Annotated in this window: 15 protein-coding genes; 11 read left to right on the top strand and 4 right to left on the bottom strand. The window is 67.2% G+C overall.

What is annotated here, in order from left to right:
* Positions 1 to 2: 2 nt before the first annotated feature.
* The 4 genes from A5673_RS25925 to A5673_RS25910 form a co-directional block, all read right to left on the bottom strand.
* The gene (locus tag A5673_RS25925) at positions 3 to 830 is read right to left on the bottom strand and encodes an oxidoreductase (protein ID WP_068239207.1); all 828 of its coding nucleotides are present in this window, start codon (positions 828 to 830) and stop codon (positions 3 to 5) included.
* A gap of 18 nt (positions 831 to 848) precedes the next feature.
* Positions 849 to 1,727, bottom strand: a complete 879-nt coding sequence (ppk2, locus tag A5673_RS25920) for a polyphosphate kinase 2 (RefSeq protein WP_068239204.1) — start codon at positions 1,725 to 1,727, stop codon at positions 849 to 851.
* 34 nt (positions 1,728 to 1,761) lie between these two features.
* On the bottom strand, positions 1,762 to 3,273 hold the full coding sequence (locus tag A5673_RS25915; RefSeq protein ID WP_068239200.1) for an Hsp70 family protein: 1,512 nt from the start codon (positions 3,271 to 3,273) through the stop codon (positions 1,762 to 1,764).
* A gap of 200 nt (positions 3,274 to 3,473) precedes the next feature.
* On the bottom strand, positions 3,474 to 3,764 hold the full coding sequence (locus A5673_RS25910; RefSeq protein ID WP_156748643.1) for a hypothetical protein: 291 nt from the start codon (positions 3,762 to 3,764) through the stop codon (positions 3,474 to 3,476).
* Positions 3,765 to 4,020: 256 nt separating this feature from the next.
* On the opposite strand from A5673_RS25910, the gene A5673_RS25905 reads away from it, so the two are divergent.
* The 11 genes from A5673_RS25905 to A5673_RS25855 all read left to right on the top strand — a co-directional run.
* Positions 4,021 to 4,407, top strand: coding sequence for an STAS/SEC14 domain-containing protein (locus A5673_RS25905; RefSeq protein ID WP_231971460.1), 387 nt, complete (start codon positions 4,021 to 4,023; stop codon positions 4,405 to 4,407).
* Positions 4,408 to 4,448: 41 nt separating this feature from the next.
* Complete coding sequence (locus A5673_RS25900; protein WP_156748648.1) at positions 4,449 to 4,904, top strand: CAP domain-containing protein; 456 nt, start codon at positions 4,449 to 4,451, stop codon at positions 4,902 to 4,904.
* A complete protein-coding gene (locus A5673_RS25895; protein WP_068239180.1) occupies positions 4,901 to 5,251 on the top strand; it encodes a DUF732 domain-containing protein in 351 nt (116 codons plus the stop codon). The genes A5673_RS25900 and A5673_RS25895 overlap by 4 nt, the downstream gene beginning before the upstream one ends.
* A gap of 5 nt (positions 5,252 to 5,256) precedes the next feature.
* Entirely contained in the window at positions 5,257 to 6,021 is a 765-nt protein-coding gene (locus A5673_RS25890; protein ID WP_082958971.1) for an ABC transporter permease, read from the top strand.
* Positions 6,018 to 6,869: an ABC transporter permease gene (locus A5673_RS25885; RefSeq protein ID WP_068239178.1), complete on the top strand. Its 852-nt coding sequence runs from the start codon at positions 6,018 to 6,020 to the stop codon at positions 6,867 to 6,869. Before A5673_RS25890 ends, A5673_RS25885 begins: the two co-directional genes overlap by 4 nt.
* 2 nt (positions 6,870 to 6,871) lie before the next feature.
* Positions 6,872 to 8,299, top strand: coding sequence for an MCE family protein (locus A5673_RS25880; RefSeq protein WP_068239173.1), 1,428 nt, complete (start codon positions 6,872 to 6,874; stop codon positions 8,297 to 8,299).
* A 27-nt stretch (positions 8,300 to 8,326) separates the two neighbouring features.
* Complete coding sequence (locus A5673_RS25875) at positions 8,327 to 9,355, top strand: MCE family protein (protein ID WP_068239171.1); 1,029 nt, start codon at positions 8,327 to 8,329, stop codon at positions 9,353 to 9,355.
* Positions 9,352 to 10,587, top strand: coding sequence for an MCE family protein (locus tag A5673_RS25870; RefSeq protein WP_082958970.1), 1,236 nt, complete (start codon positions 9,352 to 9,354; stop codon positions 10,585 to 10,587). The genes A5673_RS25875 and A5673_RS25870 overlap by 4 nt, the downstream gene beginning before the upstream one ends.
* Positions 10,587 to 11,828 (top strand): MCE family protein, encoded by a 1,242-nt coding sequence (locus tag A5673_RS25865; protein ID WP_156748647.1) that lies wholly within the window; start codon positions 10,587 to 10,589, stop codon positions 11,826 to 11,828. The genes A5673_RS25870 and A5673_RS25865 overlap by 1 nt, the downstream gene beginning before the upstream one ends.
* A complete protein-coding gene (locus A5673_RS25860) occupies positions 11,825 to 12,961 on the top strand; it encodes a virulence factor Mce family protein (RefSeq protein WP_068239163.1) in 1,137 nt (378 codons plus the stop codon). Before A5673_RS25865 ends, A5673_RS25860 begins: the two co-directional genes overlap by 4 nt.
* Before the next feature lies 1 nt (position 12,962).
* Positions 12,963 to 14,273, top strand: a 1,311-nt coding sequence (locus tag A5673_RS25855) for an MCE family protein (RefSeq protein WP_156748642.1), incomplete at its 3' end; no start/stop codon positions are given.

The raw sequence follows: 14,273 nt of genomic DNA, 5'->3' as shown, positions 1-14,273 counted from the left end.
GCTCAGTCGAAATTGGTGCCGCTACTCAGCCCTTCCCATTTCGCGATCTCGCCGGCGCGGGCGTCCGCGACATGGCGGTAGAGGGCCAGGGCGTCGGGGCCCAGCAGCAGGAACCCGGGCGGCTCGCTTGACTCGACGGCCGTGATGATCGCGGTGGCGGCCTTGGCGGGGTCGCCGGCCTGGTTGCCGTGCATGGTGTCGTTTTCCTTGCGCCGCTGCCCGGCGGTGGCCGCGTAGTCGTCGATAACCGCGGCCGACTGCGCCAGCGAGCGACCGGCGAAGTCGGTGCGGAAGGCGCCGGGCTCGACGACCGTGACCGAGATGCCCAGCGGCGCGAGCTCACCGCGCAGGGCCCCGCTGATGCCCTCCATGGCGGCCTTGGCCGCCGCGTAGTAGCCGGATCCCACCGGGGTCACCGTCGCGCCGATCGAGGAGATGTTGACGATCGCGCCGCTGCGGCGCGCCCGCATGCCTGGCAGCACCGCCTTGATCATCGCGACGGTGCCGAAGAAGTGCGTCTCGAACAACTCCCGGATCTCGGCGTCGTCGCCCTCTTCGACGGCGGCGCGGTAGCCGTAGCCGGCGTTGTTGACCAGGACGTCGAGCCCGCCGAACCGCTCGTGACCCCGCCGCACGGCGGAGGTGACCTGCGCGGGCTTGGTGACGTCGAGGGCGACGGCCAGCACCCGCTCCGGCGTGGTCTCGGCCAGGTCGGCGACCTTCGCGACGTCGCGCGCGGTGACGACGGCGTTGTGGCCGGCCGCGATGACGGCCTCGGCGAGCGCGCGGCCCAGCCCCGTCGAGCAGCCGGTGATCAGCCAGGTGGACATGAGGATGCCTCCCTTCGGTCAGTCCGTCAGCGCGCGGCCCACGATCTGCGGGTCCGGCTCGCCCACGACCTCGTCGTCCTTGTCGTCATAATCGGACTTGGCGAGAACGTAGCGCATGGCGTTGATCCGGGCGCGCTTCTTGTCGTTGCTGCGCACCACGATCCACGGGGCGACATTGGTGTCGGTCGCCTCGAACATCGCCTCCTTGGCCTCGGTGTAGTCGTCCCAGCGGTTGATCGACTCCAGGTCCATCGGCGAGAACTTCCACTGCCGGACCGGGTCGACCAACCGGACGGCGAACCGGGTCCGCTGCTCGGCGGGTGACACCGAGAACCAGAACTTGGTCAGGCTTATCCCGTTGTCGACCAGCATCCGTTCGAAGGGCGGCGCCTGCTCCATGAATTCGGCGTACTGGCCCGGGGTGCAAAAGCCCATCACCTTCTCGACGCCGGCGCGGTTGTACCACGAGCGGTCGAACAAGACGATCTCGCCGCCGGCCGGCAGGTGGCCGATGTAGCGCTGGAAGTACCACTGCGTCCGTTCGCGTTCCGACGGCTTCTCGAGGGCCACCACCCGCGCGTTGCGGGGATTGAGGTGTTCCATGAATCGCTGGATGGTGCCGCCCTTGCCGGCGGCGTCGCGTCCCTCGAACACGATGACGTGCCGGGCGCCGGTGCGCTTGCTGTGGTTTTGCAGCTTGAGCAGTTCGATCTGCAGGCGGCGCTTGAGGTGCTCGTATTCGTCGCGCGGCATGCGCTGGTCGTAGGGGTATCGCTCGCGCCACGTGTCGACGTGATTGCCGTCCCGATCGAGCAGGACCGGGTCGTCGTCGTCCTCGTCGTTGACGGTGTAGCCGTGTTCGGGGGTGGACAGCGCGTCCAAATCGATCTGTGCCATAGTCCGACGCTATCGCCGCGGCGGAACAGACTCACTAACTCGCCACCGCACACCGCTCCAGCCGGAACGTGCGCTCGAAGCCGGCCGGGTGCGTCGTCAGCGTCACCTCCACCGCGCCGCCGGGGGCGACGACGTAGCGCTCCTCGACGTCGGGTCCGTCGCTGAAGCGGCCGACCGTTTGCCGCCCGAGGTCGTCGCGGTCGTAGAGGGCGGGGTCGAAGGGAAACAGGACCGGATCGTAGGGCGTCACGTCGCCGTCAGGGCGCCCGTCGACCAGCCGGCTGCACTCCACGAACCGGAAATGCCCGATGTTGTGCGCCGCCCGGTAGGTCCGCCGGACGACCAGTGGGGTGTCCGCGGGGAGCGAGGCGTCCTTCGGCACGATCGGGTCGAACACCACGTCGGTGCCGGCCTGCGCCTCGCGGAAGACCCCGAAGTGCCGCGAAAAGCGTTCGGACAACTCGAAACCCGCCTCCTTGTCCAGGAAGACCGCCAGGCCGATGGCCGTCGCGGCAAACGGGTGCGGCGAGCGCTTCACCCGCTTCTCGCCGAATGCCGTGCGCAGCATCCGGGAAATCAGCGGGAAGCCGCCCGCCCCGCCGACCACGTAGATGCCCGCCACCTCCGACCACGTCACGCCGGGAGCGGGACCGTGCAGGACGCGGTGCAGCAGTTCGGTCGTCGTGTCGACGAGCGGCGCGCAGACGGAGTAGACGTCGTCGATGCCGCAGGAGAAGGGTGGCCGGTCGACCGCGTCGACGCCGGTGAGGTCCACCAGGAAACGGCGGGTCTGCGGCCCGACGGCCTCCTTGCGGGCGGCGCACTCCTCCCGGAGTAACTCGCGAATGGCGGGGTCCACCCCCGGCAAGTTCAGCCGGGCGAGGACGAGATCCGCGATCGCCTCGTCGAAGTCGTCGCCGCCGAGGCGCTGAATGCCTTCGCTGACGACGACCTCGTTCTCGTGCCCGGTCATCTTCAGCAGCGACGCGTCGAACGTGCCGCCGCCGAGGTCGTAGACGAGGACGTACTCGCGTTTGGCGGTGATGGTGGAGCGGTACCGGTGCGCGTACTCCAGGCTGGCGGCCGACGGCTCGTTCAGCAGCGCGACGACGTGGAAACCTGCGGCGACGAACGCGTCGAGCGTCAGCAGCCGCTGCGCGCTGGAGGCGTTGGCGGGCACGCTGATCGCCGCCTCGATGGTTTCGCCCGGCGCCAGGGTGGCGTTCGAGCGACGCTGCAGATCGCGTTTGAGTTGGGCCAGAAAGCCGGTGAGCAGGTCGGCCAACCGGTGGCTGCGGCCGGCCAGGGTCACCTCGGTCTGCGGTCCGGCCTCGTTGAGGAGGCGTTTGAACGACCGCAGCACCGACCAGCCCGGCTCGTGCCGGACGGCGGCCGCGTCCGCCCCGAACCGCAGCTCCCCAGCGGCGTTGGCGGCGATGACCGAGGGCCAGGCGTCCAGCCCGTCGAACGAGATGACCGGATAATTACCGCGGTCGACGGCCGCAACGACGGTGTGGGTGGTGCCAAAGTCGATGCCGACCCTCATTCCGCACAATTCTAGGAGGCGCCACGGGATTTCGGCACGAACTCTTTCCTCGGCGTGCCGCCGCGGCAGCCGTCCGGGCGCGGGCGGTCAGTCCTCGAAATGACGGATGTAGTCGCTGCGCTCGAGCCACCACTGCAGGCTGTAGATCCCCTTCGCGATCATCACCATCAACATCGCGGACGCAAGTGCGACGATAACGTTCATAATCTTTCCATTTCGCGTGCCATGAGGGCGTTCTCGAGGAACCCGTAACGCTTCGGGTAATGCCGGCGCTCCGGGACCGACGCATCGGTCGCGGTGGTGAGCATCCGCCGCGCGGTGGCGACCAGCCGGCCGCCGATGCTCGTGCGGCGCGCCCCCAGCGCGGCCGCGGTGCCGAACACCACCTGCTGCGTGCTGATCAGTACCTCGGTGGATGTCACCTCCACCGACGGGGCAGCCGGGGGCTGTCGGTTGATGGGCTCGTCGAGGCCCGTGGGTGATCCCAACATCGTCTTCCTCTTTTCCGATGTGGCGCCTTGACCGGGCAAGCGGTGGTTGGCGCACCAACCGTAAGGCCGACGATGGCCCCGTGGCATGCGTAGTCGACTACCTCAGTCGCGCGCGGGGCGTGCGGGGCCGTCGGCGCTCCGAAATAGCTGCCAGCGGTCGCATGTTCCGATGACTTTGGCCCCTAGGCGGCCACGTTCGGCGCGGAGACGATGACCCCACCTGCGATTTGTCCGGTGAGGAGGCTTCGTGATCGAGATGCTCCGGGATTTCCCCGACGACGTCGCCGCGTTTGCTTTCCACGGGCACGTGACCAAGGCGGATTACGACGAGGTGCTGATACCCGGCTTCGAAGACAAGCTGGGCCGGCACGAAAGGGTGGGCATCTATCTGGAGATCGCGCCCGACTTTGCCAGCTTCGGTCCCGGCGCGATCTGGGCGGATTCCAAGTTCGGTATCGGTCACTACTTCGACTGGGATCGCTGCGCGATCGTCAGCGATGCGGAATGGGTGAAGCACATGGCCAAATTCAGCGAGCTCTTCGGGTTTCTGTGGCCCGGGCGGTACCGCACGTTTGACGAGGCGAAAGCCGATGATGCGCGCCAATGGATCGCGCAGCCCCACGGCAAGCGCGCTGGCGGATGAAACCGCACCACGCCGCGTGGCTGCCGATACTGACCATTGTCATGGGTCAAACCCTCGGCAGCGCGCCAATTGTGAAGGCGGACAACAAGCGGCTCAACGACGGCGTCGTCGCGAACGTCTACACCGTCCAACACAACGCCGGTTGCACCAACGATGTGAAAATCAACCCCCAGCTGCAATTGGCGGCGCAATGGCACACCGACGACGTGCTCGGCAACCGCTCCCTCGACGGTGACGTCGGATCCGATGGCTCGACTCCGCAGCAGCGGGCAAGCGCCGCCGGCTACCGCGGGGGTGTCGCCGAGACCGTGGCGATCAATCCGGCGCTGGCCATCAACAACGTCGAGGTGATCAACCAGTGGTACAACAACCCCGCCTACCTGGCGATCATGCGGAACTGCGCCTACACGCAGATGGGTGTGTGGTCTCAGAACAGCCTTGACCGCAGCGTGCTCGTCGCCATGTACGGCGCGCCGGCCGAGCGGGCGCCCCGATGAACGGTCGGGTTGTTGTCGGGCCGCTGGCGGTCGCGGGCTTTCTGTGGACCGGCCCGCCTCCCGCGCATGCGGATGTGGTGGCCTACCTCGTCAACGTGACGGTGCGACCGGGCTACAACTTCCCCGATGCCGAGGCCGCATTGGCTTACGGGAACGGCATCTGCGACAGGGTGCGGGCCGGGGAACGCTACGCGCAAATCCTGACCGGGGTCAAAAAGGACTTCGGCACGTCGGATGAGTATCAGGCCGGCTATTTGGTCGGTCAGGCCGTCGGCGAATTGTGCCCTGCACAAATTTGGCAGTTGCGGCAATCGGCCGCCGGGTATGTTCCCACCGCGGGGTCGTGACTGCGATGTCTTATGACGCGGCAATCAAGCCCCTCCGTTCGGTAGGTGAATTCTTTGCCATGTCACTGGACACCTTCGTGGCGATGTTCAAATTGCCTTTCCCGTGGCGCGAGTTCTTGCTCCAGACCTGGTTCGTGGCGCGAGTATCGGTGATTCCGACTCTGCTGCTTGCGATTCCGTTCACCGTGCTCGTCGTGTTCACGATGAACATTCTGCTCGTCGAGTTCGGCGCCGCCGACTTCTCCGGCACCGGCGCCGCGACTGCCTCGGTCACCCAGATCGGGCCGGTGGTCACGGTCCTGGTCGTCGCCGGCACGGGAGCGACCGCGATGTGTGCCGACCTCGGCTCGCGCGCCATCCACGACGAACTCGACGCGCTGCGCGTGATGGGGGTCGACCCGGTTCGTCGGCTCGCCGCACCGAGGGTGCTGGCGGCCACCGTGGTTGCGGTGTCGTTGGTGTCCCTGGTGACGTTGGTGGGCCTGGCCGGGTCGTTTTTCTTTTCGGTGTTCGTCCAGCACGTCACTCCCGGCGCTTTTGCCGCGGGCCTGACACTGCTCACCCACCTGCCCGATCTGGTGCTGGGTCTGGTCAAGGGTGCGCTGTTCGGAATGGCGGCCGCCCTCATCGCCTGCTACAAGGGCGTCTCGGTCCGGCGCGGTCCGCAGGGCGTGGGCAACGCGGTGAACGAAACCGTCGTGTACTCGTTCATCGCCCTGTTCGTGATCAACATCATCGCGACGGCCGTGTTCTACACGGGGCCGCAATGACGAGCGCGGCGGAGCGGCGATTCGCGTGGCTCGGTCGCGCGGCGAGCGGCGCGGCCGCCGGCTGGAATCGCGTTGGCACTCAAGTGGCTTTCTACGCCAGAACGTTGACCGAGATGCGGACGGCCTTCGGCCGCTACGGCAGGGAAATCCTGCGACTGGTGGCCCAGATGAGCCTGGGCACCGGCGCGCTGGCCGTCATCGGGGGCACCGTGGTGATCGTCGGCTTCCTCACCTTGTCGACCGGCGCGGTCATCGCCGTGCAGGGCTATAACCAGCTGTCGGGCATCGGCGTCGAGGCCATGACGGGCTTCATCTCCGCTTACGTCAACGTGCGCATCATCTCGCCCGCTGTCGCCGGCGTCGGCCTCGCCGCGACCATCGGCGCGGGCTCAACCGCGCAACTGGGCGCGATGCGGATCGCCGATGAGATCGACGCGCTCGAGGTGATGGCCGTCCGCTCCGTCGCGTACCTGGTGTCCACCCGGGTCGTGGCCGGGGTCGTCGTGGTGATCCCGCTGTACTGCGTGGCCGTGGTCTGTGCCTTCCAGGCCGCCCGGTTCGGTACGACCGGGATCTACGGCCAGTCCACCGGCGTCTACGACCACTACTTCCGCACGTTTCTCAATTCGACCGACCTGCTCTGGTCGTTCTTCACAGTGATCACCGCAGCCGTCGCGATCATGCTGGTGCACACGTATTACGGCTACAACGCGAAAGGCGGACCCGCCGGGGTGGGCGAGGCGGTCGGCCATTCGGTGCGGACCTCGCTCATCGTGTTGACGCTCATCGTGCTGTCGATCTCGCTGTCCGTCCACGGCCAGTCCGGCCACTTCAACCTGTCGGGGTAGCGATGTCGGAATCGCGCTCGGCGGGAATGCATCCCGCATGGTGGACGCTCATTTCGGTCGTCGCGGTCGGCGTGCTCGTCGCCCTGACGTCCGCGCTGTTCAGCGGCTCGTTCACGTCGTACGTCGCGGTGACCCTGATCTCCGACCGGGCGGGCCTGGTGATGGACCGTGGCGGCAAGGTCAAGATGCGGGGCGTGCAGGTCGGCCGGGTCAGCGAGATCGCCGCCGAAAACGATCGGGTGCGCCTCACGCTGGACATCTACCCGGACGAAATCAAATACATCCCGTCCAACGTGCGGGCGCGCATCCGCGCCACCACGTTGTTCAGCGGCAAATATGTCGACCTGGTCTATCCCAGCGACCCCAGCCGCAAGCCCCTCGCCGCCGGAGCGGTGCTCAAGGCCGAGAGTGTGGGCACCGAGGTGAACAACATGTTCGCCAACCTGGTGAAGATCTTGAATCAGATCGACCCGGCGAAACTGAACGGGGTGCTGTCCGCGCTCGCCGACGGTCTGCGTGGCCGCGGTGCCATCATCGGGCAAAGCATCACCGACGCCAACCAGGTGCTGCGCGAGCTCAATCCGCGCGCCGAGACGATCCGGGCGGATACGCGGGCCGCCAAGGGGTTCGCCGACACGTACAGCGCCGCCGCGCAGGACATCCTGCGCGTGCTGGACGCTTCCGCCGTCACCAGCGCCACCATCACCGGTGACGCCCCGGCGCTGGACTCGCTGCTCGCCGACATGATCGGGCTCTCGCGCAGCGGCATCCGGCTCGTCGGCCCGAACAAGGACAACCTCGTCCGGGCCGTCAGCCTGCTCGACCCGACGACCAGCCTGCTGATGAAGTACAACCCGATGCTGACGTGCATGCTGGTCGGGGCCAAGACTGCGCTCGATACCGGGTACCTGGACGCCACGGGCGGCGCCAACGGGTACTCACTGATCATCGACAGCACTCCGCTGTTCGGCGCCGACCAATACCGCTACCCGCAGAACCTGCCCATCGTCGGGGCGAAGGGCGGACCCGGCGGCAAACCGGGCTGCGGATCGCTGCCCGACGTCGCAGCGAACTGGCCGCTGCGCCAACTGGTTACGAACACCGGATGGGGAACGGGGCTGGACCTGCGGCCCAACCCCGGAATCGCATTCCCGGGCTACGCCGACTATCTACCGGTCACCCGGGGCACGCCGGAACCGCCCAGCATCAGGTATCCGGGTGGGCCCGCGCCCGGACCCATCCCGTTCCCCGGCGCGCCGCCCTACGGCGCCCCGCAGTACGCGCCGGACGGAACCCCGCTCTACCCGGGCCTGCCGCCGGCACCGCCGCCGGGCGCGCCGCGCGAATCGGGCCCTGTCCCACCGGGATCCGAGCCGTTTGTCCCCCCGGCGCCGGCGCAACTGCAGCCCACCCCGACACCGTCGCCCTGACATGGACGCCAGGCAGGAGAAGCCAGGATGAGAGAGAACTTGCGGGGCGCCATCTGGCGCCTGGCGATTTTCATGGCGGCGTGCGCGCTGGGCCTGTTTGCCATGCTGGCGATATTCGCTCAGCTGCGGTTCGGGGAAGAGACCGCGTACAAGGCTCAATTCAGCAACGTGTCGGGGCTCGAGGGCGGCAACTTCGTTCGCATCGCGGGGGTCGAGGTCGGCCAGGTCCGCAAGATCTCGATCGGGGACGACGGCACCGCGCTCGTCGAGTTCAGCGTGGACAACTCGGTGGTTCTGACCGAGGGCAGCAAGGCGGTCATCCGCTACCAGAATCTCATCGGCGGGCGCTATCTGGCGCTCGAGGAAGGCTCCGGCAGCACCAGACGACTCGACCGCGGCGGCACCATTGGGCTGGACCGGACGGCGCCGGCGTTGGACTTGGACGCCTTGATCGGGGGCTTCCGGCCGTTGTTCCACGCGCTCAATCCCGACCAGATCAACTCGTTGTCCAGCGAGCTGATCAAGGCATTCCAGGGCGAGGGCGCGACGATCGGCTCGTTTTTGGTGAAGACCGCCGCGCTGACCAACACGCTCGCGGATCGCGACCGGCTGGTCGGGCAGGTCATCACCAACCTGAACACCGTTCTTGGCTCACTCGGTGGCCAAAGCACCCAGTTCGCAAAGTCCGTCGATTCGTTGTCCCACTTGCTGGCAACCCTGGCGGACCGGAGGCAGGACATCAGTACCGGCATCGCCTACGCCAACGCGGCCGCCGGTTCGGTCGCCGACCTCGTCGCGCAGGGGCGCGCGCCGCTGGCCAAGATCGTCGAAGAATCGGATCGGATAGCGGATTTGATACTGGCCGATCACGACTACTTCGACAACCTGATCAACACGCTGCCCGATGCCTATCAGATGCTCAACCGGCAGGGCCTGTCTGGCGATTTCTTCAGCTTCTATTTGTGCGAGCTGCTGTTCAAGGTGAATGGCAAAGGGGGCCAACCGGTTTACGTCAAGGTGATCGGCCAGCCCTCGGGGAGGTGCACGCCGCGATGAAGTATTTCTCCGAACGCAATCCGGTCGCCGTCGGAGCGGTCGGCGTCGTGGTCGTCGCCGGCCTGGTGGGGGCGTCGCTGACCTACAGCAAGCTGCCGCTGTTCAACGACGACAGGGACTATTCGGCGTATTTCGCCGAGGCCGGCGGCCTGTTGACCGGCACCGCGGTCCAGGTTTCGGGCTTCAAAGCCGGCAAGGTCAACAGCGTCTCGCTGGACGGGCCCCGGGTGCTGGTCACCTTCGAGGTCGACAAGCACATCCGGCTGGGCGATCGCACCGAGGCGGCGATCAAGACGAAGAGCCTGCTGGGCGCGAAGATCCTCGAGATCACGCCGCGCGGCGACGGCAGGTTGTCCCGGCCTATCCCGCTCGAGCGCACGACGGCTCCCTACCAATTGCCCGACGCACTCGGCGACCTCGCCACCACCATCAGCGGGCTCGACACCGAACGGCTGTCCGAATCGCTCAACGTGTTGGCGGGCACGTTTTCCGATACCCCATCGGACCTGCGAATCGCGATGGCCGGTGTCGCACGGTTCGCGAAGACGCTGAACGACCGCGACGCGCAACTGCGAAACCTCTTGGCCAACGCCAATAAAGCGACGACGGTGCTGTCGGAGCGCAGCGACCAAATTGTCCGCCTGGTCGCCGACAGCAACGCGCTGCTGGCCCAGCTGGAAAGCCAAAGCCGCTCCCTGGACCAGATTTCCGGCAACATCTCCGCCGTGAGCCGCCAGCTCAAGGGATTCATCGCCGATAACCGGCAGGCGCTCAAGCCGGCGCTGGACAAACTCAACGAGGTCATGGCGATCGTCGACCACCGCAAAGAGCGGGTGCAGTTGGCGATCAAGAAGTTCAACACCTACGCACTGTCGCTGGGTGAGTCGATGTCCTCGGGCCCATGGTTCAACTTCTATATCGCCAACCTGATCCCGGGGCAGTTCATCCAGCCCTTCGTCGATGCCGCGTTCAAAGACCTGGGTCTGGACCCCAACGTGCTGCTGCCCTCGCAGCTCACCGATCCGCAAGTCGGCCAGCCGGGCACACCGGCGCTGCCCGTGCCGTTCCCACGCACAGGTCAGGGCGGCGAGCCGCGGCTGACCCTTCCCGACGCCATCACCGGAAGTCCGGGCGATCCGCGCTACCCCTACCGCGAGCCGCCGCCGGCGCCGCCCCCGGGCGGGCCGCCGCCGGGCCCGCCGGCCCCGGGCCCCAAGACGGCGGGCCAATGATGAACCGCGCCAACGTCCGTATCGGTGTGGCCGCCATGCTGGTGCTCACCTTTGCCGCGGGCCTTGCGGTGGCGTGGCACTCGGTTGCCGCGGGCCGCCGCACGACGGTCATCGGCTACTTCACCAACAGCAACGGCATCTTCGTCGGCGACGAAGTGCGCATCCTCGGCGTGGCCGTCGGCAGGATCGACAAGATCGAGCCGCAGGCCCGGCAGGTCAAGATCGCTTTCTCCTACGACGGCAAATACCAGGTGCCCGCGGACGCCAAGGCCGTGATCCTGTCGCCGTCCTTGGTGACCTCGCGGGCCATCCAGCTCACGCCGGCCTACACCGGTGGACCGCAGCTGCAAAGTGGTGCGGTGATTCCGTTGCAGCGCACCGCCGTTCCGGTGGAGTGGGACGACCTGCGCAAGGACCTCGAGAAGCTCACCCAGATGCTGCAGCCCACGCAGCCCGGCGGGGTCAGCGCGCTGGGGTCGCTGGTGAACACGGCCGCCGACAACCTGCGAGGGCAGGGAGCGACCATCAGGGACACCCTCGTCAAGCTGTCGCAAGCGGTTTCGGCACTCGGTGATCACAGCAACGACGCCTTCAGCGCGTTGAAGAACCTGTCGATCCTGGTTTCGGCGCTGCAGAGCAGCACCGACCTGATGCGGCAGCTCAACCAGAACCTGGCCTCGGTGACCGGGCTGCTCGCCAACGAGCCGAACGAGGTCGGCAATGCCGTCGCGGCCCTCAACGAGGTGGTCGGCGATGTCGCGGGCTTCGTGGCCGACAACCGCGAGGCGCTGGGCACGACATCGGACAAGCTGTCGTCGTTATCCACCGCGCTGGCAAGCAGTCTCGACGACATCAAGCAGGCGCTGCACATCGCCCCGACCGAGCTGCAGAACTTCATGAACATCTATCAGCCCGCCCAGGGCACACTGAGCGGTGCGCCGGCCTTCAATAACTTCGCGAACCCGATCGCGTTCCTGTGCGGAGCGGTTCAAGCGGCATCGCGCCTGGGCTGGGAGCAGTCGTCGAAGCTGTGTGTCCAGTATCTGGCGCCGATCTTCAAGAACCGCCAGTACAACTTCCCGCCGCTGGGGGAGAACCTGATCGTGGGTGCCGCGGCACGGCCCAACGAGGTGACCTACAGCGAGGACTGGTTGCGACCGGATTACGTTCCGCCGCAGCCGAAGAGCAACCCCGCGGACGGCCTGCGCGGCTTGCTGTTGCCCGACGGGGGCGGGTCATGACGGCCCGGTCTCGGCGGGCCGGGGCGGGTCTGCTGGTGGCGCTGGCTGTGGCCGGGTTGGCCGGCTGTGGTTGGCGGGGCCTCAACTCCGTCGCCCTGCCGGGCACCGCGGGCCGGGGGCCGGGTGCGTTCACGATCCAGGCCCAGCTGCCGGACGTGGGCACCATCGAACAGAACTCCCGCGTACAGGTGGGCGACGTCACGGTGGGCAACGTCACCAGGATTCAGCGGCAGGGGTGGCATGCGCTGCTGACAATTCGGCTCAACGGCGACGTCGATCTGCCGGCCAATGCGACCGCGACGATCGGCCAGACCAGCCTGCTGGGCTCGCTGCACATCGAGCTGGCCCCGCCGACGGGCGTCCCGCCCAGGGGCAGGTTGACAGAGGGATCGCTGATCCCGCTGGCCTCGGCCGGCAGTTACCCCACGACCGAGCAGACCCTCGCCGCGATCTCGTTGCTGCTCAACGGCGGTGGCATCGGGCAGATTCAAGACGTCACGGAGTCGCTGAGCACGGCATTGGCCGGGCGCGCCGACGACCTGCGCAGCCTGATCGAACAACTGGACATTTTCACCGGCCGCGTCGGCGACCAGAGCGGTGACATCATCGCCGCGACCGACAGCCTGAACAATCTGGTCGGCCAGTTCGCCGACCAGACCCCCGTGGTGGACCGGGCGCTGCAAACCATCCCGGATGCGCTGCGGACCCTCAAGGACGAGCGGCAGCAGCTGGTGGATGCGCTCGATCAATTCGGCAAGTTCAGCGCGTTGGCGGCCGACTCCACAAACCAGACCAAGGAAGCTCTGGTCAAGGAGCTCAAGGACCTGGCGCCGGTGCTGGAGTCACTGGCCAACGCCGGTCCAGCCCTGACCCGCGCGCTGGGCCTCCTGCCCACCTACCCGTTTCCCAAGGACACCATCAGCAAGTGGGCGCGCGGCGACTATGCCAACTTGACGGCCATCATCGATTTGACGCTGAGCCGCCTCGACGCATCGTTTTTCACCGGCACTCGCTGGGAGGGCAATCTGACGGAGCTGGAGCTGCAGTGGGGACGCACCATCGGCCAGATGCCGAGCCCGTACACCGCGGGCAATCCCCTTGTCGCGCCCTACCATTGGGATCAGGGTCGTTGACATGCCGCCCTTGACGAGACGAATCCTCATCCAGTTGGCGATCTTCGGGGTTGTCGCGCTGATCGGCGGCGGGGTGATGGTGTTCGGCTACATCCAGTTGCCGGCCATGTTCGGGATCGGGCGCTATCGGGTCACCGTCGAGTTGCCCCAGGCCGCCGGTCTCTACGCCAGCGGGAATGTGACCTACCGCGGAACCGAGGTCGGCCGGGTGGAGAGCGTGCACCTGACCAACGACGGTGTCGCGGCGGTTCTTTCGTTGAAGTCCGGCATCAACATCCCCTCGGATGTCGAGGCCCAGGTGCACAGCCAGTCGGCGGTCGGCGAGCAGTACGTGACGCTGCTGCCACGCCGAGATTCCCGGCCCCTCAAGGACGGTGACATCATCCCCGTCGACCGCGTCTCGGTGCCACCGGATCTCGACACGCTGTTGGATTCGGTGAACAAGGGCATGGAGTCGGTGCCGCGCGAAAACCTCAAGACGGTTGTCGACGAGGCGTACACGGCGATCGGCGGGTTGGGGCCGGATTTGTCCAGGCTGGTGGCCGGCACCAGCTCGCTGTCCATCGACGCCCGCAAGAATCTGGGGGCGTTGCTCACTCTGATCGACCAGTCCAAGCCGCTCCTGGACAGCCAGACCGGTTCGCGTGATGCCGTGCAGGCGTGGGCCGCTCACCTGGCCGACATCACCCGAGGGCTGAAGGCGAACGACCCCGCCGTCCACGGCGTGCTGCAGCGGGGAGGCGCCGCCGCCGCGGAAGTTCGTCAGCTTTTCGATCGGGTCAACCCGGCGGTGCCGGTGTTGCTCGCCAACCTGATCAGCGTCGGGCAGGTGGCGGTGGCCTATCACGCCGGCCTCGAGCAACTCTTGGTGCTGCTGCCCCAGGCGGTGGCCACCGTCCAGGCGATCGGCGTGCCGAACCGGAACACCAAGCAGGGCTACAAGGGCGTCTTCCTGAGCTTCAACTTGCGCCTCAACCTGCCGCCACCGTGCACCACCGGCTTCTTGCCCGCCCAGCAACAGCGGGTGCCGTCGTGGCAGGACTACCCGGATCGACCCGATGGCGACTTGTACTGCCGGGTGCCCCAGGACTCGCCGCAGAACGTCCGCGGCGTCCGAAACACGCCGTGCGTAGGCCATCCCGGCAAGCGCGCCCCTACGGTCCAGATGTGTGAGAGCGACGAAGACTACGTCCCGCTCAACGACGGCTACAACTGGAAAGGCGACCCGAACGCCACGCTGTCCGGCCAGCTCAAGCCGTGGGAGGTGATCTCCGCGCGGCTGGCCGCCGCCGCGGCCGCCGATCTGGTGCTG

This window comes from Mycobacterium sp. E3198, from assembly GCF_001667015.1.
GTDB lineage: Bacteria > Actinomycetota > Actinomycetes > Mycobacteriales > Mycobacteriaceae > Mycobacterium.
This window is presented reverse-complemented; position numbering and strand designations above follow the sequence as displayed.